We start from the raw sequence: 22,383 nt of genomic DNA on the forward strand, positions 1-22,383 counted from the left end.
ATGGTACAGTCTATTGATAGAGCAATGAGTATTATAAAGCTGCTTGCTTCTGATAATGGAGAATGGTGGTCGATTTCAGAAATTGCCGACAGTCTTAGTCTGCCTGTAAGTACAGTTCACCGCCTCTTAAATACGCTTATCCAGCATCAGCTAGTACTGCAAAATGCCGATACAAAGCATTATAAACTCGGCAGTTTATGGATGGAGATTGGTTTGCGCCAGCTCGAGAAGGCAGACTATCGAACGAAGGCGCGCGAAGTAATGGCAGAATTAGCACAGCAAGTGGAGGAAAGTATTTATTTTAATATCCGTGACGGAATGGAATCCATTATTATTGAACGAGTCGACAGTCCTACTAATGTTAGAATTATTGACAAAATCGGCTTGCGGATTCCGCTCTCAATTGGGGCGCCAAATAAAACGATTCTGGCAAATATGCCAGAAGAAGAAACGCAAAGAATCGTTAAGGAATTGCTTCCATCTTCTAAAGCAAAACAGAGTCAATTATTTGATCAATTGTCTTTAATAAAAGAACAAGGGTATGCGGTAAGCTATAGTGAAAGAACAGATGGCACAATATCTGTTGCAGCTCCCGTTTTAGATTTTAATCACCAGCTGGTAGGGGCAATCAGCATCGGAGTCGTCCAATATCGTGTTAGCGAAGAACGTTTATCCTACTTAATTCATTGTATAAAGAAAGCGGCAAAAGAAATTTCTACAGCATTAGGCAGAACCTGAAGTCAGCGGGTTCTGTCCATTTTTATATAGTTAATGGAAACAAATTTCATCATATGGAAAAGAGGGCTAACATGGAAAAATGGAGCACAAAAGAGCAATTAGTTGACCTTTTATGCAAGCTTGTCAATATACCTAGTATTACAGGCTCTGACGCAGAGAAAATTCTTCCTGACTTTGTCGTAAATGAGCTAAGAAGCTTAGATTATTTTCAGAAACATCCAGATCATCTTCAAAAAAATCCAACAGGAGATGGCAGATATTTTGTTACAGGCCTTGTGAAAAATCAACTTCCAACAAAAAAGACAGTAATTCTGATCAGCCATTTTGACGTTGTTGATGTGCAGGACTACGGCAGATGGAAGGAACATGCTTTTGATCCGAAGAAACTAACAGAAATTTTTCAGTTGCATAAGGAAGAACTTCCACAACAAGTCAAGAATGATATGGAAACAGGAAATTGGTTATTCGGCAGGGGAACGATGGATATGAAATGTGGATTGGCCCTTCATATGTCGATGATTGAAAAAGCATGTAATGGAGAGTTTGAAGGCAATATCTTGTTAGTGACAGTTCCTGATGAAGAAGTAAATTCAATTGGAATGAGAGCAGCAGTTCCAATATTGCTGGAACTTGCTGAAGAATATGACTTGGAATATGTGACTGTTTTGAACGGTGAGCCGATGTTTATGAGATATCCTGGTGACAATAATAAGTATATTTATACAGGATCCATCGGCAAGCTGTTGCCAGGTTTCCTTTGCTACGGCAAAGAAACACATGTCGGCGAACCTTTTGCCGGGTTGAATGCAAACTATATGGTATCTCTATTAACAGAAGAAATCGAACTGAATACCGATTTATGTGAAATAGTAGAAGGTGAAACGACACCGCCGCCAACTAACTTAATTCAGTATGGTATCAAAAAAGATTATTCTGTGCAAATACCGCATCGCGCTGTTACGTTATTTAATCTGTTTTTATTAGAAAAGAAAATGGATGATGTGGTGCAGTTACTCATGGAGAAAGCCGGCAATGCAGCTGCTAAAATAACAAAATCCTATTCATTGCAAGCCGCCGAGTTTGCTAAATATACTCCCTTTTCGCCGCCTAGAATGAATGTTTCTGTATTAACATATGATGAGCTTAGTCAATATGCAGTAACGAAGTATGGAAAAGAAAGTGTAGAAAGCATCCATACCTCGATTTTGCAAAACAGGGGAGAAATGGATGACAGAGAAGCAACCATTGAGATGGTCGATAAACTAGCGATACTATGCAAAGAACTTGCCCCTATGATCATCGTGTTTTTTGCGCCACCCTTTTATCCTGCTATTAGTTCCTATAAACATCCATTAATAACTACAGTTGTTCAGCAAATACAGACATACGGAACAGCTGCTCACGGCATAGATTTTGAAAAACGAAATTACTTTAACGGTATATCCGACCTAAGCTATGCTGGTTTGCAATATCCAGCAGAATCGATGATATCACTTACAGCCAATATGCCAATTTGGGAGAGAGGTTACACAGTCCCTCTTAGAGAATTAGAGCTGCTAAATGTACCTGTATTGAATATCGGGCCGGTCGGATTTGATGCCCATCAGTGGACAGAACGATTAGATATTGATTATGCCTTTCATATATTAAAGGATATTCTTGTTGACAGTATAACTACTTTATTTACAGAGGCATATATTTCTGCTTCACCGAAAGAGAATAATACACTTGACTAATTACTAGCTTATGCTTTTTCAACTTTACGAACAATCGATATAAAGGTTCGAACAAATAAGAAGGTTAACGCAATCGAAAGGAAACTGAAAGAAGAATTCCAGCCTTTTTTATATTGGACCAGCTTTGTATGCTTCTCGATAAAATGTTCTGCAACTGCAGAAGGAAGACTAAAAAGCAGACATTTAAACAATATTCCCGGCAATCTTGAATTTTTTGTTGCTTGATTGTAATAAACACAAGTGACAGGAAAGATCAGGTAGCTGAAAAGCACACTAATATCAAAAGATTTGAAAATCCTGACAGGGTATGTAATATAGCCTTTTTTGACAACGAGGTAATCTAAGATTGAAGCAATATAGCTTTTAAACACAAAGATAATCAGCCAGTCCTTTAAAAGTGGTTTTCTAATCAGGTTTAAGAAAAAGCCAATACTGACAACAAATAAAATTCGTAAAAAGATAAGTTCATTTCGTTTAGACATTGCTTTCTCCTTTGGTTTTTTCTTAGTTTGTCCGTATGAATTACAATTATTTACTATAAAATACTAAAAAAACGGTACACAATAATGTGCACCGTTTTTTATAAAGATTATATATGTCTATCCCGACCTGACAAAATCCCAAATATTGTCACAATCCCTGCAATAATGATTAATAGCACGATTGGGATTGACCAAACATGTGTCCAATCAAACAAGGAACCGATAAATAGTGGGCCAACAGCAGCTAAGATATAACCTGTTGATTGGGCCATCCCAGACAGTTCTGCTGCCTGTTTAGCATTTTGAGAACGGAAGCCGATTAAGCTGAGAGCTAATGGGAAAATTCCGCCAAGTGCCAAACCGATTAGGATGATACTGATAATTAGGATTGGATAGTGATCTGCACTAAACAGAAGACCGCTGTATCCTAAAATAGCACAAATGCCTAAACCGCAGGCAATCAACGACTGGGAACGAAGACGGCTTGCTATAAACGGGATGAAAAAGCTTGCAGGTAAACCTACCAGCTGCGTAAAGGACAGCATCCAGCCTGCAGTTTCAAGACTCATTCCATAACTATGCAGGATTTCTGGCAGCCAAGAGATGGTCACATAAAATAAAAACGACTGAAATCCCATGAACACGGCAATTTGCCATGCAATCGGTGATGACCAAACTTTTGTTGAGACTGGCTTTGCACCAGTAATGACCTCTTTATCTTCTCTATTGTATTTCAATAAATAGAACCATACAATAATCGCAGCAACTGCAGGAATTCCCCAAACCATTTGAGCACCTTGCCAGCCCAAGCCTTGTCCGTCAGCTAATGGGACACTTAATCCGGAAGCTAAAGACGCGAACACACCCATTGATGTGGAGTAAACGCTTGTCATTAACCCGAACTTTTCTGGGAATTTATCTTTAACAATGGCAGGGAGCAAAACATTGCCAATTGCAATCCCTATACCGACGAGCAGAGTACCGGCGAAAAGAAAGAACGTATAAGGAATTGACCTAGAGCATATGCCAGTCAATAAAATGATTAAACCGAGAAGCAATGTCTTTTCATTTGATAATCTGCTGGATATTTTAGGGACGAGGGGTGACATGACAGAAAACGTGATCAAGGGCAAGCTCATCAGCAAGCCAGAGCTCCAATGGGCTAGTCCAACATCTTCTTGTATGAAGCCGACAAGCGGTCCTAATGACGTAATTGCCGGTCGAAGGTTGAAAGCGACAAGCACGATGCCTGCAATAAGTAAATAAATAGAAATAGATTTGTTGTAATCAGATGATTTTGATAAGTCCATACTAGGTAACTCCTCTCAAATGTTGCAAACCTTATACAGTATAACATAAGAAAGCAAGTTTTTTTGAGAAGGAATTCACAGGATGTAAGAACTAATAGAATGATATAGCTACTTTTAAAAGAAAAAATTTTGCTGATTTTTGTTATTTTAAAATACTGCTTATACAATCCTCCATTTAGATAATAAGCATAATTACTCTTAAAAAAGAAATGTAAGAATAACTCTCTGCTAACTTAGTCAAAATTGCCCCTATTGACAATAATTTCATAGATTGTTAATGTAATAAAAATATTTCTTATCCAGAGAGGCGGAGGGACTGGCCCTATGAAGCCTCAGCAACAGGTCTTTTTGACACTGTGCTAATTCCAGTCGGGTGACTCCTGATAGATAAGAGCTTATGTTATTTATTAGTCAGCAGCGCACTCTATTTTAGGGTGTGTTTTTTTCTGGATATTTTAAGGAGAGTTAAGATGGAAAAGAACAAACAACAATTTCAGCGGAAAATGCAAACAAGACATTTAGTGATGCTGTCACTTGGAGGAGTAATTGGAACAGGACTCTTTTTAAGTTCAGGCTACACTATACAGCAGGCAGGTCCTATCGGTACAATACTGGCCTACCTCATTGGTGCGCTTGTTGTGTATCTAGTGATGCTGTGCTTAGGGGAGCTGGCTGTGCATATGCCAGAAACAGGAGCCTTCCACAGCTATGCCGCTAAATACATTAACCCAGCTACTGGTTATACAGTTGCCTGGTTGTACTGGCTAACGTGGACTGTTGCATTAGGATCAGAATTTACAGCTGCAGGACTTCTCATGCAGCGCTGGTTTCCATCTGTTAATGTGTGGATTTGGAGCTTAGTATTTGCAATTTTAATTTTCATACTTAATATACTTACAGTCAGATTGTTTGCTGAATCTGAATTTTGGTTTTCCTCTATTAAAGTAATTGCCATTGCCCTTTTTATTATTTTAGGATTAGGAGCAGTGTTCGGGCTTATTCCAATGACTCATTCACAGTCTGCACCGCTGCTGAGTAATTTTACAAGTAGCAGTCTTTTCCCGAACGGTGCTGTCACGTTGTTTATGACGATGCTTGCTGTTAATTTTGCTTTTTCAGGAACAGAGTTAATTGGAATTGCTGCAGGTGAAACGGCAGATCCGCAAAAAAACGTCCCAAAAGCAATTCATACAACATTATGGCGTTTAATCATTTTCTTTGTTGGTACTATTTTTGTATTGTCTGCCCTATTGCCAGCATCCGAAGCCGGGGTGTTAGAAAGCCCATTTGTAACAGTGTTTGAGCGGATTGGAATTCCATATGCGGCAGATATCATGAACTTTGTAATCTTGACCGCCATTTTGTCTGCTGCTAATTCAGGCCTTTATGCAGCTTCGAGAATGCTCTGGTCACTTGCAGATAAAAATACAATTTCACAGAAGTTTAAAAAGCTGTCGAAAAAAGGGGTTCCAGTGTATGCCGTGATTTTCAGCATGTTGGGCGGAGGATTAGCGCTTTTATCAAGCATAGTAGCTCCAGATACAGTTTATATCGTGCTCGTGTCTATTTCTGGACTAGCTGTTGTCGCTGTTTGGATGAGCATTAGTGCTTCACAGTTTTTGTTCCGCAGACGCTTTATTAAAGAAGGAAACTCTGTCGACAGCTTAGTCTATCGCACACCGTTGTATCCATTTGTACCGATTGCTTCTTTCTTATTATGTCTCGCATCATGTATTGGTATTGCCTTTGACCCAACACAACGGATTGCCCTGTATTGCGGAATTCCATTTATCCTATTTTGCTATGTTAGCTTTTATGTAATGAAGAAATTAAAAAAAGGAGAAGTAAAGTATGTCGATCAGCAGCAATCCAATTAACAATATTTTATCAGATTATCCGCTGATGATTTTAGACGGAGCATTAGCGACAGAATTAGAAGCACATGGCTGTAATTTAGATGACCCGCTTTGGTCAGCAAGAGTGCTTTTAGAAAAGCCAGAGCTTATTTATCAAGTGCATACAGAATATTTTCGCGCAGGAGCAGATTGCGCCATCACCGCAAGCTATCAGGCCTCGATTGCAGGCTTTGCAGAAAGAGATATAAATGAAACAAAAGCAATAGAGTTGATAAAAAAATCCGTTGCTCTTGCCAGAAAGGCTAGAGATGACTTCTGGAAAGAGCACGAACAGTCAAACAGACCCAAGCCGTTAGTCGCTGCATCAGTCGGACCATATGGCGCATACTTGGCAGATGGATCTGAATATGTCGGGAACTATGATGTAACAAACAAAGTACTTACAGACTTTCATCGGAAAAGAATGATAGCATTAATGGAAGCAGGAGCTGATATTCTTGCATTTGAAACAATTCCCTCTTTGCAGGAAGCAACCGTACTGACTGAAATACTAAAGGAATTTCCGAATACATACGCCTGGCTTTCTTTCTCATTAAAAGATGAAACACAAATCAGTGACGGCACACCATTAAAGGATTGTGGCAGACAATTCACAGAACACGACCAAATTGCCGCCATCGGCTTTAATTGTGCATCAGCACAAATCATCACAGAAGCAATCAAAAATATAAAAGAAAGTACAAATAAACCAATAATTGTCTACCCGAATTCAGGCGAAACATACGACCCGACCACAAAAACTTGGCATGGCGAGGAAGCATGCGCAAGTTTAAGCCATAAAGAATGGTTTAAAACAGGAGCGAGCATTATCGGCGGCTGTTGCCGAACATCACCGCGGGATATTGCAGTAATTGCTAGAGAATTGCGGTAGTGAATAATTCTGAGACTTGGATATAATCCAAGTCTTTTTTTATAAGGAAAGAGAAAATTTAAGTCTATAATTTATTTTAAATGGAGAGAAGTAAATTTGATAAGAGATAAATAATATAGTTTTTGTAAGTATATCTATAGTTATATATCTTTTTTATAGGGCATTTATATTATATTTTGAAGCGATAGGATAGTGGGTTGATATTCAGGTTGTACCAGCTGAAGATTTAAATTAAGATGTGATTAGAATGGTGAATAGAGGAGGTGTTTTTCATTTCAAAAATAGCATACAGTTCTTTTTGGAAACAAAGTACTTTAAGCTGCTTCATTGTATTTATTATAACTTTCTTTCTTCATGACTTCATACAAAATAATGTTGAATTTATTTTGATAGTAGATTTTCTTATATTTGCGGTAATCTTCTTTGTTTTGCATACGATTTTCTTTCTTGTTGCCCGTCCTAAAATTTCTTCCCACAAAATATAATTACATCAATAATAAACACTTTTGTATTCAGAATAGTTATTCCTAAGTGAAATATAGTTTTTTTATTTCATATAATATGGTGGGTGCCCTAATTTTTAGACTACATTAAGATTAGGGTGCTTTTTTATGGATATCGTTTGTTGCTAGTAAGAGGACCTACGTGATTATAAAGAAAAGGTTGCATTATATTTTTAATAAGATATTTAATAGAAAGAATAACTTAAAAAAATTAAGTGAAGTCAGAATAGACTGCTATGTTAAGATAAATATAATCTTAATAAAGAAGGATATCCTTTTGTACCAGAAAAGAGGGTTCAGATGAAATACTTAAACAAGGAGCTAGCACAGGAAATCGTCAATCGCACGATGACAATTATAAATTGGAATATTAATGTTATGAATGAAAAAGGGGTTATTATTGCCTCAGGGGATGAGGATAGAGTTGATTCTATCCATGAAGGTGCAGTAAAGGTAATCGAAACGCAGACTGGTTTTGAAATTGGTGTTACAGAAGCAGATAAGTTTCATGGGGTGAAAGCAGGTATAAACTTGCCGATTACTTTTCATGAAAAAGTTGTTGGTGTCATTGGGATAACGGGAGCACCTGAGGAAATCCGTAATTATGGAGAGCTTGTCAGAATGGCTGCCGAAATGATCATCCAGCAAGCCTTTTTAATGGAGGAAATGCAATGGGATCAGCGGTTAAAAGAAGAGCTTGTGACGATGCTGCTTAATGGACAGGAGGACTTTGATTCACTCTATTTTGACCGAGCTAGGCGGCTCGGCATGGACTTAACTATTCCAAGAACGGTAATAATTATGGCAGCAGATGATAATGCTAAAGTTTTTAAAACCATTCGTGCAAATCTGTCAAAGGATGATTTATATGTTGTCCACCAACATTATATTATTCTATTAAAAAGGATTGTGTTAAAAAATGGCGTCTGGAATCAAGCAGCCACAAGAGCTGAGCTGGAGAGATGGATGTCTTATCTCGAAAAACAGGAAGAGCTGGCAGTCAAATTTTCTCTTGGAACATACTACAGCGGCTTGGAAGGGATACGTATTTCTTATCAGGAAGCTGTACATTCTTTAAAGGTTGGTAAAAAGCTAGATCCAGATAAGAACATCTATTCCTCAGAGGACAGAAAGCTGCCGATTTTTCTGTCGCAAGCAAAAGAACAGGGGCTAGATGTTAAGTTTGGTACCTATATCGAGAGGCTGAAGCAACAGGATAAAAAAGGGGAATTGCTTGAAACCATGCTTATGTATGTAGAGGAAAATGGAGACGTGAACAAAGTGGCAGCAAGGCTGTTTATTCATCGCAATACACTTCGCTACCGTTTAGAGCGAATTAATGAGCTGACAGGTAAGGACCCGCGGAAAATAAAGGAGTTAGTAGAGCTTTATCTTTCTGTTCTTCAAAATCAACTTTCATAGACTTGTGCAAATGCACAAAAAAGCTTGGAGCTGCCAAGCTTTTTTTTATGGAATGAACGAAGAAAAACATTTAGGAAACGCTTACAATTATTAATAATAACAAACAAATGAGGAGGAGCTATTTTGGACATTCAAGTAAGCGCTTTAGGAGCAATTGTAGCACTTGTTGTAGCAATTGTATTAATACTGAAGAAAGTTTCTCCTGCTTATGGCATGATTGCCGGCGCCTTAGTCGGTGGACTAGTCGGAGGAGTAGATATAGCTAATACAGTTTTGTTAATGATAGAAGGTGCGGAGGGGATTATTCCTGCAGTGCTAAGAATTCTGGCAGCTGGGGTGCTTGCTGGTGTCTTGATTGAATCTGGTGCGGCCGCTGTTATCGCAGAAACGATTGTAAAAAAGCTGGGAGAAACAAGGGCGCTCCTCGCTTTATCATTAGCGACGATGATGTTGACCACAGTCGGTGTGTTTGTTGATGTAGCCGTTATTACAGTAGCACCGATTGCTTTGGCAATTGCTAAAAAGGCCGGCATTTCTAAAACCGCTATTTTGCTGGCAATGATTGGCGGAGGTAAGGCAGGGAATATCATGTCACCAAACCCGAACGCGATTGCTGCTTCGGATGCCTTTAATGTTCCGTTAACATCCATTATGGCTGCAGGTATCATTCCAGCTGTTTTCGGACTCGCCATTACCTATTTGCTTGCAAAAAGACTTGTCAAAAAAGGGTCAGTCGTCCAGTTAGCGGAAATTGACTCTCCTAACAGCATGGAGCTTCCATCCTTTTTAACAGCGATTGTGGCGCCGATTGTAACGATTTTGTTATTAGCATTACGGCCGATATTTAATATTAGCATCGATCCAATGATTGCCTTGCCGGTTGGCGGAATAGTCGGTGCAATTGTGATGGGGAGAGGGAAAAAGATTAATGATTATGCTGTATCTGGCTTAGGAAAGATGTCCGGTGTTGCGATCATGCTGCTTGGAACAGGCACATTAGCAGGAATTATTGCTAATTCTGGTTTAAAGGATGTGCTCATTGATGGGTTAAATGTCCTTGGACTTCCAGGTTATGTGCTTGCACCTGTATCGGGAATTTTTATGTCGGCAGCAACAGCTTCTACTACTGCAGGAACAGCAGTGGCAAGCCAAGTGTTCAGTTCTACCATCCTTGACATGGGTGTGTCAGCCCTTGCCGGTGCTGCAATGATTCATGCTGGTGCTACTGTTCTAGATCATCTTCCACACGGAAGTTTCTTCCATTCTACAGGCGGCAGTGTCAACATGGACATGAAGGAACGCCTAAAGCTATTGCCATATGAAACACTAGTGGGCTTAACATTAGCAATCATATCAACCCTTATTTATGGGGTGTTTAAACTATTTGGCTAAAAAATATAGAAAGGAGCAATAAAGATGAAGATTGTCCTTGCACCAGATTCCTTTAAAGAAAGCTTATCAGCATTACAGGTAGCAGAATCGCTTGAAAACGGCTTTAAGCAAGTATTTCCTGATGCTGAGTATGTGAAAGTGCCTATGGCTGATGGAGGAGAGGGTACTACGCAGTCATTAGTGGATGCAACAGGCGGAAGAATTATCACAAAAACAGTGACTGGCCCGTTAGGCGAGAAAGTAGAGGCGTTTTTCGGAATACTTGGTAATGAAACAACTGCAATAATCGAAATGGCGGCAGCCTCTGGGCTTTATTTAGTACCATCAGAAAAAAGAAATCCCCTTGTTACGACAACAAGAGGCACTGGTGAATTAATTGCCGCTGCACTTGAGCATAATATCGACCATATTATTATCGGTATTGGCGGCAGTGCGACTAATGACGGCGGTGCTGGGATGGCAAGCGCGCTTGGTGCCCGTTTCCTTGATAAGAACGGTCAAAAATTAGAAGATGGCGGCGGTTTCCTCAGCAGTCTTGCTGCCATCGATTTATCGCATTTGGACTCAAGGTTAGCTGGTGTCAAAATCGAAGTGGCTTGCGATGTGGATAACCCCTTGATTGGTCCAAAAGGAGCTTCTGCCATCTTTGGTCCGCAGAAAGGTGCCACTCCTGAAATCGTGCACCAACTAGATGAAAACCTAGCTCATTATGCAGCAGTCATTGAACGAGAATTAGGCATAAAAATAGCTGAAGTACCTGGGGCAGGAGCAGCAGGCGGACTGGGCGGCGGTTTGCTGGCATTTATGCAAGCTGATTTGAAGCGCGGCGTCGACATTGTGATTGAAGCAACCCGGCTTTCTGAGCTTGTTGCTGATGCTGATTTAGTCCTTACAGGAGAAGGAAAAATAGACAGTCAGACGATTTTTGGGAAAAACCCAATCGGCGTCGCTAAGACTGCCAAAAAACATGGTGTCCCTGTAATAGCCATAGCTGGTAATGCTGCAAGTGACAGTGATGTTGTTCATGAACACGGCATTGACGCAGTCTTCAGCATCATTCCAGGTGTTATATCCTTACAGGAAGCATTTCAGAATGCAGAGGAATACGTGGAAAGAACAGCCCGGAATATTGCTGTTGTCTGGGGGATGAAATAAGAAAGGGGAGTCACCGTTGTGTGACTCCCCTTTCTTATTTTTCCGTATTTTCTGCGAGTATTAAAGTGCAATTTGTTTCGCGGAACTGCTCGACAATACTATCAGATAAATTGGCATCTGTAATGATGTAATCAATACTCTCTAGCGGGGCAATGCTAACGGTCACGTCTTTACCAAACTTCGAACTATCAGCAGCAACATAAATTTCCTTGGATATTTCAATCATTTTCTTCCTTGTTAAGACTTCCTCTAAATTATAATCAGAAATTCCCTTTTCTAGCGTAATCCCGCTTGTACAGATAAACGCTTTATAGATATTGAGCTCTTGAAAGTTAAATAGATAATCAAATGTTACTACTGAATTTTCTTCTTTACGGATTTTGCCGCCAATCACAATCAATTCCACATCGCTAGTCATTAGCTCGGTTATGATTGGAATGGAGTTGGTTACGACCGTCAAGTTTTTCTTGTTTTTAATATATTTGGCGATTTGATAGGTTGTAGAGCCGCTGTCGAGAAAGATACAATCGCCATCATTGATGAGATTGCTGCATGTAAGGGCAATGCTTTCTTTTTCAGTCAAGTGGCTGACCATCCGCTCTCCCATAGTCGATTCACCTAAGAACGATTCAACTAGCTTCACACCACCATATATTTTCTCAATTTTCCCCTCATTCGTTAGCGTTTGAATATCTCTGCGTAAAGTATCAACAGAGATGCCAAGCTCTGAAGTTAATTCTGTCATTTTAAGGACTTTTTTGACCATCAACAATTCTATAATTCTTTTTTGTCTTTCTAGTGGAAACATGCTTTTTCCCCTCATTCATTTTAATAGTGAACTTGCCTCTATTTATACTTTATACGTAGATAAAAAGCAAGAAACACTAATTAATTAAAATGAATATATGCAAAACTAATGTATAACTTATGCTTAAAATATGCATATTTTACATTCGCTTAACAAAAAACAGGTTTGTCATTTACATATAGTATTTATACTGAAGTTGTGCAAGAGGAGGTGGAAAGTTTGCTTCAACTACAAAATGTCAGCAAACAATTCGGGGATAAAGAGGTTCTGTCAGATATTAGCTTATCCATCCAAACAGGGGAAATCGTCTCCCTTTTAGGTAAAAGTGGAAGTGGAAAAACAACTCTATTAAAAATCATATTAGGATTAGTAAAAATGGATAATGGCAAAATACTTTTCAATGAGGATAATGTTTCAAAAGTTCCAATGGAAAAACGAGGATTTAATATTGTATTCCAAGACTATGCACTATTTCCTCATTTGAATGCATATGACAATATCCGTTACGGATTAAAAAATAAAAAAGGCAGCATTACAGAACAAGAAATTCAAGAGTACATTGATTTCCTTGAACTGCAGCCTCATTTGACTAAACGAATTCATGAATTATCAGGAGGGCAAAAGCAGCGAGTCGCACTAGCGAGGACACTGGTGACAAAACCGAAAATTCTATTATTGGATGAGCCTTTGAGTGCTTTAGATGGGGTTATTAAAGAATCGATTAAGGAAAGAATTAAAACAATCGCTAAGGAGTTTAAGCTAACGACAATTCTGGTTACACATGATCCGGAAGAGGCGATGACGATGTCAGATAAAATTCTCATCATCAACGACGGTAAAGTTTCCCAGTTTGGAACACCAGAAGATATCATGCAGCGTCCACAAAATGAATTTGTACGCAGCTTTATTTTGAAACAGCTGGAGACGAAAAGACAAAGCATTCTGTCCTTATATGGTGGCGCCCATGTATAGTGTCAAAAAAGAGATGCGCCTTATTTATTGGCTCGTTGTTCTTCTGTTCTCGTTATTTATGCTTGTTCCGCTCATTCTGCTGTTTATTCGGTCGGTGCAGGGAGATGAAGGTTTATCGTTGCTTCATTTTAAGACAGTAATAACAGATAAAGCTTTTGGTGAAGCAGTTTGGAACAGTGTGAAAGTGTCAGGGCTTACTGCTGTATTAACAACCGTTATCGCGTTTGTGCTGGCATACAGTATTCAATGTACTAGGATGTTTCAGCCACTGAAAAAAGCGGTTAGAATTGGCATTCTTGTTCCAATGCTGCTCCCGACAATAACATATGGCTTTGCGATTATTTATTCATTCGGAAAGCAAGGCTTGCTGACAAACATATTTGGCGGGAAATTATTCAATATTTATGGCTTTAATGGCTTATTGCTTGGCTATGTCATTTATACCATTCCACCAGCATTTTTGTTAATTCACAACTCCTTTATGCAGGTAGACAAGAAATATATGATTGTGTCGAAACTAATGGGAGATGGGGTGTTCCGCAGTTTTAATACCACGGTGCTTCGCCCGTTAATTGGAACATTAGGTGGAGCGTTTGTGCTTTCGTTTATCCTAAGCTTCACAGACTTTGGTATTCCGGCCTCTATCGGCGGGACGTACAATGTTGTCGCAACACAGCTTTATCAAGTAATGCTTGGATCTATTCCTAATTTTAACCATGGGGCAGTAATCGCTGTAATGATGCTTTTGCCAAGTGTAATTGGCATTTTCCTGTTAAGCTATTTGGAAAAATCCAATTTTCATAATGACAATGTCTCTGATATGGAGCTGCTGGAGAATAAGAAAAGAGACAGTGCTTTCGGTATTCTGTCTGCACTGATTATCACAGCTATGCTGTCTGTATTTGCGGTTATATTTATCGCACCATTCGTAAACAGTTATCCGTATGATATGTCATTTACTTGGGGGCATTTTCAATCAGTACTTGAATCCAGTGAATTAATTTTCGTTTACAAGAATTCGATTTTAATAGCAGCAAGTACAGCTGTTTTTGGCACAGTAGTAGCTTATTTCGCGGCATTACTAGCAGCGCGAACAAGTATGAAAACGAAGGTGCTGGATGTTATCTCTATCATCTGTAATACAGTTCCTGGCATGGTATTAGGATTATCTTATTTACTACTTATCAATGGTAGCACTCTAAAAGGAACATTTTTAATTATCATCTTATGTAATATCGTTCATTATTTTACAACACCATATTTGATGGCAAAAAACACGTTAGCAAAAATGAATCCAAATTGGGAAACAGCAGGAGGTTTATTCGGAGATAGCTGGTTCAAAACAATTTGGAGAGTTATCTTACCTAACTCTATAACAACAATTATCGAAATGTTCAGTTATTATTTTATCAATTCGATGGTTACCATCAGCGGGATTATCTTTTTAGTATCGACACAGACAGTTGTGCTTGCGAGCAAAATTAAGGAGCTGCAGCATTTTGCTAAATTCAATGAAATATTTGTTCTGTCGATTCTAATATTTGTTACAAACTTAGCAGTAAAGCTTATCTGTGATTATGTCCAAAAACATAAAGCAGCAGGCTTTGTTCCAAAATCCAAAAAAAGTGAGGGGATTAACATGCAAAAAGCGATGAAACAAGTGGCTTTGTTATTGATAACCGTCAGTCTGTTTTTTGTGACGGTTGCCTGCAGTAACAGCAGTGCAGCGTCAGAGAAAGTAGTGATTGCCACAAATGGTGATGAAGAGGCAATAACAGCAATGGAAAATGCATTAAATGCAGCAGGTTATGAAGGCAAATATCAATTACAGTCTTTAGGAACTTCTGAACTTGGCGGGAAACTTATTGCCGAAGGAAAAGACATAGAAGCAGATCTGGTCACAATGAGCTCCTATTTCCTTGAAAGTGCACAACAACAAAATGATATGTTTACAGATTTAACGTTTGAAACAAAAGCAGTTGATGAACATCCAGCCTTTTATTCTCCAATCCTTGCAATTACTGGTGCGATTTTTGTCAACACAGAGGTACTGAAGGAAAATGGTTTAGAAGCGCCAACGTCTATTATGGATTTAACAGAACCTGAGTATAAAGATTTAGTCTCAATTCCAAATATTGCAGATTCATCAACAGGGTGGCTGTTAGTACAAGCCATTCTAACAGAATACGGAGAAGAAGAAGGGAAAGAAGTGTTGGAAAAGCTGATTGCTAATGTTGGTCCCCATTTGGAAAGCTCAGGGTCTGGTCCTATCAAAAAAGTTCAAGCTGGAGAAGTAGCTGCAGGATTTGGTCTTCGCCACCAAGCAGTTAAAGCGCAAGAGGAAGGAGCACCGATCAGCTATGTTGATCCGACAGAAGGGAATTTCTCTTTGACAGAATCAGTTGCAGTCGTAAACAAAGATGATAAGGAAAAAACAAAGCTTGCCATGGAAATGGCGGAAACAATTATCAATGATGCTAGACAGGAATTAATCACGAATTATCCAGTAGCCATTTATGAAGGCGAAACAGTAGATGACATTAACAAACCTGCACATGCCAAACAGTATGCAGAGCAATTAACTGTAGAACTATTAGAAAAGCATCAGCAATTATTTACGGAAGCGAAACAATAAGGAGGAAGACAACAATGAGAAACTATAAATTACTAACACCTGGACCATTAACAACAAGCAAAGCAGTAAAAGAAGAAATGCTGTTTGACCGCTGTACATGGGATGATGATTACAAGCAAATTACCCAAAAAATTAGAGCACAGCTACTAAAACTGGCGGGTGCACCGGAAAGCGACTATACAGCAGTATTAATGCAAGGGAGCGGCAGCTTTGTAGTAGAATCTGTGTTGCATACAGCTCTTTCGGAGCAAGATAAACTGCTTATTATTACTAACGGGGCCTATGGCGAGCGGATTGTGAAAATGGCGAAATATTTGCGTCTTAACTTTGTAGAATACCGTACAGCGTATAATGAACATCCAAACGAAGCAAAAGTGAGAGACATTCTTGAGGCAGATGAGACGATTACCCATATTGCGATGGTTCATTGTGAAACAACAACAGGAATCTTAAACCCTCTAACTCTAGCAGCTCAGTTAGCAAAGGATTATGATAAAAAGCTGATAATCGATGCAATGAGCAGCTTTGGCGGTGTGGAAATGAACATTGCAGAGCTGGGAATAGATTTCTTAATAAGCAGCTCAAACAAATGCATCCAAGGAGTACCTGGCTTCGGTTTTGTATTAGCCAACAAGCTTGAACTGATTGCATGTGAAGGCAATGCCCGCAGTTTATCGCTAGATCTGTTTGATCAATGGAAGGAAATGGACAAGGACGGAAAATGGCGCTTTACATCCCCAACACATGTAGTAGCAGCATTCTCAAAAGCAATCGATGAACTGCTAGAAGAAGGCGGTGTTTCTGCTAGATTTGAAAGATATCACAAAAATAATTCAGTACTAAGAAGCAGGCTAGCAGAGATCGGCTTTACCGCTTATATTACAGAAGAAAAGCAATCACCAATTATAACAACCTTTCTGTATCCAAGTGAAACTTTTAGCTTCATTGATTTCTACTCGTATGTTAAAGAAAAAGGTTTTGTTCTATACCCAGGTAAACTAACTGATATAGACACATTCCGTATTGGCAATATCGGCGAGATCTATGAAACAGACATACAAGAACTATGTGATGTTATTAAAGAATATATGGGAGGACTTTAATATGAACAGAGTAGAAGGCATTATTCTAGATTGGGCAGGAACAGCAGTAGATTTTGGGTGCTTTGCACCAGTAAATGTGTTTATTGATATTTTCCACAATGCCGGAATCGATGTAACAATGGCAGAAGCAAGAGAACCGATGGGGATGCTGAAAATCGACCATATCCGAGCAATGCTTTCCATGCCAAGAATCTCAAGCCTATGGGAAGAGCAATACGGACGTGAGTTTACAGAAGCAGACGTAGAGCGGCTATATGCTGAATTCGAGCCAGCCCTGCTCGCAAGTTTAAGCGAATATACCAATCCAATTCCAGAAGTGCTTGAAACAGTCCAAGTTTTACGCGAGCGCGGCATCAAAATCGGCTCCACAACAGGCTACACAAAAAAAATGATGGACATCGTCGTACCAAACGCTAAACAAAAAGGCTACAGTCCAGACTTTCTCGTTACTCCAGACGAAACAGATTCATATGGCAGACCATATCCCTATATGATCTACCGTAATATGGAGGAATTAAAGCTGACAGCCTCTTGGAACGTTATAAAAGTTGGCGATACAGTATCCGACATAAAGGAAGGCATTAATGCAGGAGTCTGGTCTGTAGGAGTTGTAATTGGAAGCTCGGAAATGGGACTAACGCAAGAAGAATTCACAGCACTCACAGAGGAAGAAAAGGAGCAAAGCATCTACACAACAAGACAGCGTTTTATTGAAAATGGTGCAGATTTTGTTATCCAAACGATGGGAGAGCTTCCTCTATTAATGGAGAAATTGGAAGAGATGATAGAGGCAGGTAAAAAACCTGGTGCAGGTGCTGAAATAAAGATGCCAATTGCTTAAAAAAACACACTTGAAATATTAACCGTTGCAAAAGCCTTCCGTTAGGGAGGCTTTTGCTTTTTTTGCAATGGACGAATCTTTTGGTATGGCTAATACGTATTGTTAACAAATAGGAAAACTTAAAAATCAGCACTTTTGGATTGCCCAATTTTACAGGAGGTGCCTTATGAAACAACTTTATATAAAGCAAAAGGTATTCAGTTTAAGTGGAAAGTTTACAGTGAAAGATCAAACAGAGCAGGATTTTTATTATGTGGAAGGAAGCTTTATGCAAGTCCCAAAGACCTTCTCCATAATGAATACAAATAGACAAGAAGTTGCCCTTATTACTAAAAAGGTATTCAGCTTTTTACCGAAGTTTTTTGTAGAGGTAAATGGCCATGAGGCGTTAACGATAAGAAAAGAGTTTTCATTCTTTAAACCACGGTATACGATAGATGCAGCAGATATTGAGGTACAGGGTAACTGGTGGGACATGGATTTTCAAGTCAAACAGCATGGCAATGTGATTGGTACCGTGAGCAAGGAATGGTTTACTTGGGGAGACAGCTATAAGGTTCAGATAGAGAATGAAGAGATGGAGGCTATTATTATCGCGTTAGTTGTAGCAATTGATTGTGTGAAGGCTGATGAAGCAGCGGCTGCTTCGGCAGCGACATGATGAAGATGCAGAAATAAATATGCAGATGGAAAAAAGATAATTAGGGAATCATCACGGCTATATTTTACTTGATAAAACCTCATTTATATATGGTACGTATTAGTACTATAAATAAATGAGGTTTTATCGGTCTTGCTCTAAATTAAATGTGGGGAATAGTGAGTATAGAGGTAGTGAGTCCGAACAGAATTAAATTTTCAAGCTACGCTATAAAGATAATCTATATTAATGAAGATTATGCTTGCTCAAATATGATAAAGGGGTAGTACCACTTACTAGATAATTAAATCAAAACTCTTTCATAATTATGAACGGATATACTGATGAACTATAAAAAGAACCGTAATAGTACGGTTCCAAGGAATTGTCTTTTAATTTGTATTAAGGCCTCCACCATTTAACCCTTCTTTGATATAACCATTTACTTGGCTGTTAGACAATAACCCGATATGACCAATTCCATACAGTTGAATATTTCTAGCACCTTCTAATCTAGATAAGTATGGATATACAATCCTATCACCTGTACTATAGATAGATGTATAGAGAATTTTTTGGTTTGGATCTGTTCCTGGTAGTGCAGTAGAGGAAACAAGACCGTTAGCACCACCAAGTGTTACCACATTTCTAATCTTATCTCCTCCACCTAGATACTTAATGTAATAGAGAGTATTTGCTCCCCCCATACTATGAGCAACAATGTCTATTTTATCTGCTCCAGTCTCTGCTAACACACCCTCTATATATCTAGAAAGTTGTGGTCCATTGTTTGAATTTCTACCAGTTTTGTCTAAGAAATCAATTGCATAGAGACTGTCTCGATTCCAACCTTGACTCACTAAATAATTCTTTATAGCATAAAAGTTATAGCTATTGCCACTAATGCCATGAACTAAAACAACTGGATTATGGTCAGTGGCTGCGTTTGTGTTAGTTGGATGTATCCCAACTGCAGACAAAATTAGAATGATACTTAGTATAAAACCTACTAATAGTTTTTTCATTTAACTCCCTCCAAAAATAATAATTTACTATAAAATTATACTTTAAATTACTAATTTGTTAAATAGTTCCTATTTATTTATAGTTTGTATTCTTGAATAGTTTTAATATCTATAAGAAGAGGAATTTTAAGTAATGCAAATTCGTGGTATTAACGGGGCAGTATAGAGAAAGAAGGGATACTCCCAGTTTAAATATTTTTAATTAGAAGGTTTTGTGTACAATAATTTTTTTAAAAGCTAATCAAAAAATAACATTCATACTTATATTCAACGTTGCATTTGGTATATAATGGATATTAATATACAGAAGTTTTGGAGGTTTTTATGTTTTTAGTTAACAAGACTATGGATACACTTTTAGAAAGCCTAAATAAATATACGGATACTCTGATAGAAAAATTAAAAGAAATACAGCAATATAATTTTTCGCCTGATATTGATTTATTAGACTTTGTAGTTTTTATGGATCAATCAACAATTGACATTAGAATGTTTTCAATGGATAGAGATAATAATGAAGTTTTCAAAGAAACGGAGGATTCATTGCTATTTGCTGGTAGCAAAGGAATACTCTCAGACGTGGAATTTAGACACCTATCAGATGAACAGCTTGATGAATTTTACAGCTTTTATGAGGCAAATGAAGAAGAGTTAGTCCCAAAGGAAGAAGGAGCAATAGCAGAATGGTTTCAGAATTGCTGGAGGATGGCAGATGCAGATGCATTAGTATTACCTTCTTATTTTGTTTTCCATGATGCAGTAGTCGCATTCGATTTAACTACTTGGAAATGGATCGATGAAAATGAAAAATGGTTATGATTATTCTATAGATACTCTCAACATTCTTAATTAATAAAAACAAAAAGCATACTTTTTGGAGTGCAATTTTTTAGTTTCAATCCTATATTTCGGCGGCTTTCCTTAAATATAGGGAGATGCATTTATTATGTTAAAACGAGGCACCATTTCTGAGACAAAGAAAATTAGTACTTTTATGCAGAAATCATGGCAGGTTAACGAAAGTTAATTGTTTGCAAATGAATGAAACATAAGAAATTGGAAAAGTGCTGTATCCATATAGACAAGGGATATGACATATATTTGGTGAATAGCTAGCCGGACTCCCTCAAGTAATTTCAGTCATCCGTCTAACCATTATGACTTGCTATTGTCGACCTTCTTCTATGGAGCAGCCTACATCATTCATTGGTTCCATTCTATTCTCTAACAACATCTCTAATAATACTTTCACGTTTTCTTTATCCTTATATGTTAATTCAATGCCCCTATAGTTAATGTTTTCGTGTGATAAAATCCAATCTATATCTGTTGGAGATTTTGTTTGTTCTACTTTTTCGGGGCTTCCTAATAGATAATCAGTTGTAGTATCAAAAACCTCCGCAATCTTTGACAATAATTCCATTGGTGGCAGACGAAGTTGAGACTCATAACCAGAATACATAGATGCTCCTATTCCGATTTTTTCAGCTGTATGTTTGATAGTCCAGTCCCTTTTAAGCCGGAGTTCTTTAAGACGATTTACAAGCTCCCCAGCAAATTGGTTGTTTTTCATATTGACCCCCCCTTATTTCGTTCTTTATTAAGAATTATTTAGAATATTATACCAGAATCTTCTTCAGAATTCATACATTAATTAACGCTTCACAGAACTAAAAACAAAGAAGGAGATCAAGTTTCCAGTTTAATTATTGTAAAGGGGCATGAAAACACTAACAGCCAAATTTTGAACCTCTTCCGAATAATTATATTTTATTAATGGTTTAAATAAGGGGATTGAACTAAAGGAAACAGGTATTTTGATTGGAACTCCGTTTCTAGAACACAGAAGGGACAGTTTAAGCTCTACACTGCAGATATATTCGGGTAAACGGGCAAACAAATGAGGTGTGATATGAAAGTAGTTATTAAACTATTTATAGGATTGATTTTTACTTGTACACTAACAGGGTGTTTTGCAGAAGATTATGATGTTGGAGTTCCAACTGCCCACTTGAATTTTGATATTTCATCTGTTCAATTAAAAGAAGCAAATATTAGTTGGGATACAGCAAGTGAAGATGTGCAAAAAAAAGTAGAAGATATTGAAAAATACGCATCATCACTGGATGAAATCAAGGTTTTTTCAGATCAAAAAGTGTCTTTGGAGTTTAAAGAGAACGATAAAAATGGTGGAGATATTTGGACTGACCCAGATATAACAGTTGCTCTATTAAAAGATAAAAAAGATACGGAACTTGCGTTGGATGACTCTGGGGAATTTACATTTCCTAGTGACAAAGGGAAATATGTTTTAAAAGTTGAATTTATTAATTCAGCGGGTAGTGCTCAATATGTAGGGAACGTTGTAATTGAATAAGTTGCATAAACAAAAAAATAGGTGCATTAAATTGGATATTAAATTACACATCACCAAAACGCTCGGAATAAAATCGGAGCGTTTAGTTTTGTTTAAATATTAGTAAGTTGTTAGGTTTGTGTAGTGTTTTACTTAAATTAGGGGGAGCTTTGATCCAGTTAGATTATGGTTCTGCCTTGTTCTGGTGCTAAACCAGCTAATAGTTTGTCAATATTTTTCATTAAATACTAAAAATATTTCATGTTATACTAAAAAAGGGTATACCAAATAACCTTCCTACTTCTCATAATTGGAAGGTTTTACGTTATTTAGTTAGATATAGGTTCTATTCTATATCTTGGAAAGTTGTTTTACTTTTTAACAGGGCAAAAACCCAATGTAAGAGCTTATTCACACAAGCAATAACAGCTACCTTAAAAGGCTTTCCTTCTTCGCGTTTTTTATCATAATATTTTCG

19 protein-coding genes, 1 pseudogene and 1 riboswitch are annotated in these 22,383 nt (G+C 38.0%); of the genes and pseudogenes, 14 read left to right on the top strand and 6 right to left on the bottom strand.

The window, feature by feature from the left end; all coding sequences use genetic code 11:
* Together M3600_RS20420 and M3600_RS20425 are read left to right on the top strand one after the other, a co-directional pair.
* On the top strand, positions 1-738 hold the full coding sequence (locus tag M3600_RS20420) for an IclR family transcriptional regulator (protein ID WP_233314952.1): 738 nt from the start codon (positions 1-3) through the stop codon (positions 736-738).
* A gap of 71 nt (positions 739-809) precedes the next feature.
* Positions 810-2,474, top strand: coding sequence for a M20/M25/M40 family metallo-hydrolase (locus M3600_RS20425; protein ID WP_233314953.1), 1,665 nt, complete (start codon positions 810-812; stop codon positions 2,472-2,474).
* An 8-nt stretch (positions 2,475-2,482) separates the two neighbouring features.
* Here M3600_RS20425 and M3600_RS20430 read toward each other — a convergent pair whose 3' ends face one another.
* Positions 2,483-2,956: a CBO0543 family protein gene (locus M3600_RS20430; protein ID WP_251647291.1), complete on the bottom strand. Its 474-nt coding sequence runs from the start codon at positions 2,954-2,956 to the stop codon at positions 2,483-2,485.
* A 107-nt stretch (positions 2,957-3,063) separates the two neighbouring features.
* Positions 3,064-4,266 carry a CynX/NimT family MFS transporter gene (locus tag M3600_RS20435; RefSeq protein WP_233314955.1) on the bottom strand — a complete coding sequence of 401 codons (1,203 nt, stop codon included), beginning with the start codon at positions 4,264-4,266 and terminating at the stop codon, positions 3,064-3,066.
* Between the two features lie 292 nt (positions 4,267-4,558).
* Positions 4,559-4,660: riboswitch (SAM riboswitch) on the top strand.
* A gap of 76 nt (positions 4,661-4,736) precedes the next feature.
* Here M3600_RS20435 and mmuP point away from each other — a divergent pair.
* From mmuP to M3600_RS20460, 5 genes are all read left to right on the top strand, one after another.
* The gene (gene mmuP / locus M3600_RS20440) at positions 4,737-6,143 is read left to right on the top strand and encodes an S-methylmethionine permease (protein WP_251647292.1); all 1,407 of its coding nucleotides are present in this window, start codon (positions 4,737-4,739) and stop codon (positions 6,141-6,143) included.
* Complete coding sequence (gene mmuM / locus M3600_RS20445) at positions 6,118-7,053, top strand: homocysteine S-methyltransferase (protein ID WP_251647293.1); 936 nt, start codon at positions 6,118-6,120, stop codon at positions 7,051-7,053. The genes mmuP and mmuM overlap by 26 nt, the downstream gene beginning before the upstream one ends.
* 803 nt (positions 7,054-7,856) lie before the next feature.
* On the top strand, positions 7,857-8,978 hold the full coding sequence (locus M3600_RS20450; protein WP_251647294.1) for a CdaR family transcriptional regulator: 1,122 nt from the start codon (positions 7,857-7,859) through the stop codon (positions 8,976-8,978).
* A 123-nt stretch (positions 8,979-9,101) separates the two neighbouring features.
* The gene (locus M3600_RS20455; RefSeq protein ID WP_251647295.1) at positions 9,102-10,370 is read left to right on the top strand and encodes a GntP family permease; all 1,269 of its coding nucleotides are present in this window, start codon (positions 9,102-9,104) and stop codon (positions 10,368-10,370) included.
* A gap of 24 nt (positions 10,371-10,394) precedes the next feature.
* Entirely contained in the window at positions 10,395-11,525 is a 1,131-nt protein-coding gene (locus M3600_RS20460; RefSeq protein ID WP_251647296.1) for a glycerate kinase, read from the top strand.
* A 34-nt stretch (positions 11,526-11,559) separates the two neighbouring features.
* On the opposite strand, the gene M3600_RS20465 is transcribed toward M3600_RS20460, so the two are convergent.
* On the bottom strand, positions 11,560-12,333 hold the full coding sequence (locus tag M3600_RS20465) for a DeoR/GlpR family DNA-binding transcription regulator (protein ID WP_233314961.1): 774 nt from the start codon (positions 12,331-12,333) through the stop codon (positions 11,560-11,562).
* A gap of 219 nt (positions 12,334-12,552) precedes the next feature.
* Here M3600_RS20465 and M3600_RS20470 point away from each other — a divergent pair, with 219 nt between their 5' ends.
* From M3600_RS20470 to M3600_RS20495, 5 genes are all read left to right on the top strand, one after another.
* Complete coding sequence (locus tag M3600_RS20470) at positions 12,553-13,305, top strand: ABC transporter ATP-binding protein (protein WP_251647297.1); 753 nt, start codon at positions 12,553-12,555, stop codon at positions 13,303-13,305.
* Positions 13,298-15,940, top strand: a complete 2,643-nt coding sequence (locus tag M3600_RS29240; protein WP_311315949.1) for an extracellular solute-binding protein — start codon at positions 13,298-13,300, stop codon at positions 15,938-15,940. The genes M3600_RS20470 and M3600_RS29240 overlap by 8 nt, the downstream gene beginning before the upstream one ends.
* Positions 15,941-15,954: 14 nt before the next feature.
* Positions 15,955-17,043, top strand: coding sequence for a 2-aminoethylphosphonate--pyruvate transaminase (gene phnW, locus M3600_RS20485; protein ID WP_233314963.1), 1,089 nt, complete (start codon positions 15,955-15,957; stop codon positions 17,041-17,043).
* A 1-nt stretch (position 17,044) separates the two neighbouring features.
* The gene (gene phnX / locus M3600_RS20490) at positions 17,045-17,884 is read left to right on the top strand and encodes a phosphonoacetaldehyde hydrolase (protein WP_251647298.1); all 840 of its coding nucleotides are present in this window, start codon (positions 17,045-17,047) and stop codon (positions 17,882-17,884) included.
* A gap of 166 nt (positions 17,885-18,050) precedes the next feature.
* Entirely contained in the window at positions 18,051-18,545 is a 495-nt protein-coding gene (locus M3600_RS20495; protein WP_251647299.1) for an LURP-one-related/scramblase family protein, read from the top strand.
* Positions 18,546-18,916: 371 nt separating this feature from the next.
* On the opposite strand, the gene M3600_RS20500 is transcribed toward M3600_RS20495, so the two are convergent.
* Positions 18,917-19,549 carry an esterase/lipase family protein gene (locus M3600_RS20500; RefSeq protein WP_237943054.1) on the bottom strand — a complete coding sequence of 211 codons (633 nt, stop codon included), beginning with the start codon at positions 19,547-19,549 and terminating at the stop codon, positions 18,917-18,919.
* A 324-nt stretch (positions 19,550-19,873) separates the two neighbouring features.
* Here M3600_RS20500 and M3600_RS20505 point away from each other — a divergent pair, with 324 nt between their 5' ends.
* The gene (locus M3600_RS20505) at positions 19,874-20,368 is read left to right on the top strand and encodes a hypothetical protein (RefSeq protein WP_251647300.1); all 495 of its coding nucleotides are present in this window, start codon (positions 19,874-19,876) and stop codon (positions 20,366-20,368) included.
* Between the two features lie 346 nt (positions 20,369-20,714).
* Here the strand turns inward: M3600_RS20505 and M3600_RS20510 are convergent, their stop codons facing one another.
* The gene (locus M3600_RS20510) at positions 20,715-21,122 is read right to left on the bottom strand and encodes a helix-turn-helix domain-containing protein (RefSeq protein WP_233314968.1); all 408 of its coding nucleotides are present in this window, start codon (positions 21,120-21,122) and stop codon (positions 20,715-20,717) included.
* A gap of 339 nt (positions 21,123-21,461) precedes the next feature.
* Between M3600_RS20510 and M3600_RS20515 the strand changes: the two genes are divergently transcribed.
* Positions 21,462-21,926: a hypothetical protein gene (locus M3600_RS20515; RefSeq protein WP_233314969.1), complete on the top strand. Its 465-nt coding sequence runs from the start codon at positions 21,462-21,464 to the stop codon at positions 21,924-21,926.
* Between the two features lie 325 nt (positions 21,927-22,251).
* Here the strand turns inward: M3600_RS20515 and M3600_RS20520 are convergent.
* Positions 22,252-22,383, bottom strand: a pseudogene (locus M3600_RS20520) (IS110 family transposase); the annotation flags it as partial.

Source organism: Niallia sp. MER 6 (assembly GCF_023714395.1).
Classification (GTDB): Bacteria; Bacillota; Bacilli; order Bacillales; family Cytobacillaceae; genus Niallia.

Bases quoted from the DNA above. Each gene is read 5' to 3' on its own strand.
- M3600_RS20420 (WP_233314952.1), top strand. From the start codon at position 1: ATGGTACAGTCTATTGATAGAGCAATGAGTATTATAAAGCTGCTTGCT.
- M3600_RS20465 (WP_233314961.1), bottom strand. From the start codon at position 12,333: ATGTTTCCACTAGAAAGACAAAAAAGAATTATAGAATTGTTGATGGTC.
- phnX (WP_251647298.1), top strand. From the start codon at position 17,045: ATGAACAGAGTAGAAGGCATTATTCTAGATTGGGCAGGAACAGCAGTA.
- M3600_RS20510 (WP_233314968.1), bottom strand. From the start codon at position 21,122: ATGAAAAACAACCAATTTGCTGGGGAGCTTGTAAATCGTCTTAAAGAA.
- phnW (WP_233314963.1), top strand. From the start codon at position 15,955: ATGAGAAACTATAAATTACTAACACCTGGACCATTAACAACAAGCAAA.
- M3600_RS20425 (WP_233314953.1), top strand. From the start codon at position 810: ATGGAAAAATGGAGCACAAAAGAGCAATTAGTTGACCTTTTATGCAAG.
- M3600_RS20500 (WP_237943054.1), bottom strand. From the start codon at position 19,549: ATGAAAAAACTATTAGTAGGTTTTATACTAAGTATCATTCTAATTTTG.
- M3600_RS20515 (WP_233314969.1), top strand. From the start codon at position 21,462: ATGAAAGTAGTTATTAAACTATTTATAGGATTGATTTTTACTTGTACA.
- M3600_RS20430 (WP_251647291.1), bottom strand. From the start codon at position 2,956: ATGTCTAAACGAAATGAACTTATCTTTTTACGAATTTTATTTGTTGTC.
- M3600_RS29240 (WP_311315949.1), top strand. From the start codon at position 13,298: ATGTATAGTGTCAAAAAAGAGATGCGCCTTATTTATTGGCTCGTTGTT.
- mmuM (WP_251647293.1), top strand. From the start codon at position 6,118: ATGTCGATCAGCAGCAATCCAATTAACAATATTTTATCAGATTATCCG.
- M3600_RS20495 (WP_251647299.1), top strand. From the start codon at position 18,051: ATGAAACAACTTTATATAAAGCAAAAGGTATTCAGTTTAAGTGGAAAG.
- M3600_RS20435 (WP_233314955.1), bottom strand. From the start codon at position 4,266: ATGGACTTATCAAAATCATCTGATTACAACAAATCTATTTCTATTTAT.
- M3600_RS20460 (WP_251647296.1), top strand. From the start codon at position 10,395: ATGAAGATTGTCCTTGCACCAGATTCCTTTAAAGAAAGCTTATCAGCA.
- M3600_RS20505 (WP_251647300.1), top strand. From the start codon at position 19,874: ATGTTTTTAGTTAACAAGACTATGGATACACTTTTAGAAAGCCTAAAT.
- mmuP (WP_251647292.1), top strand. From the start codon at position 4,737: ATGGAAAAGAACAAACAACAATTTCAGCGGAAAATGCAAACAAGACAT.
- M3600_RS20450 (WP_251647294.1), top strand. From the start codon at position 7,857: ATGAAATACTTAAACAAGGAGCTAGCACAGGAAATCGTCAATCGCACG.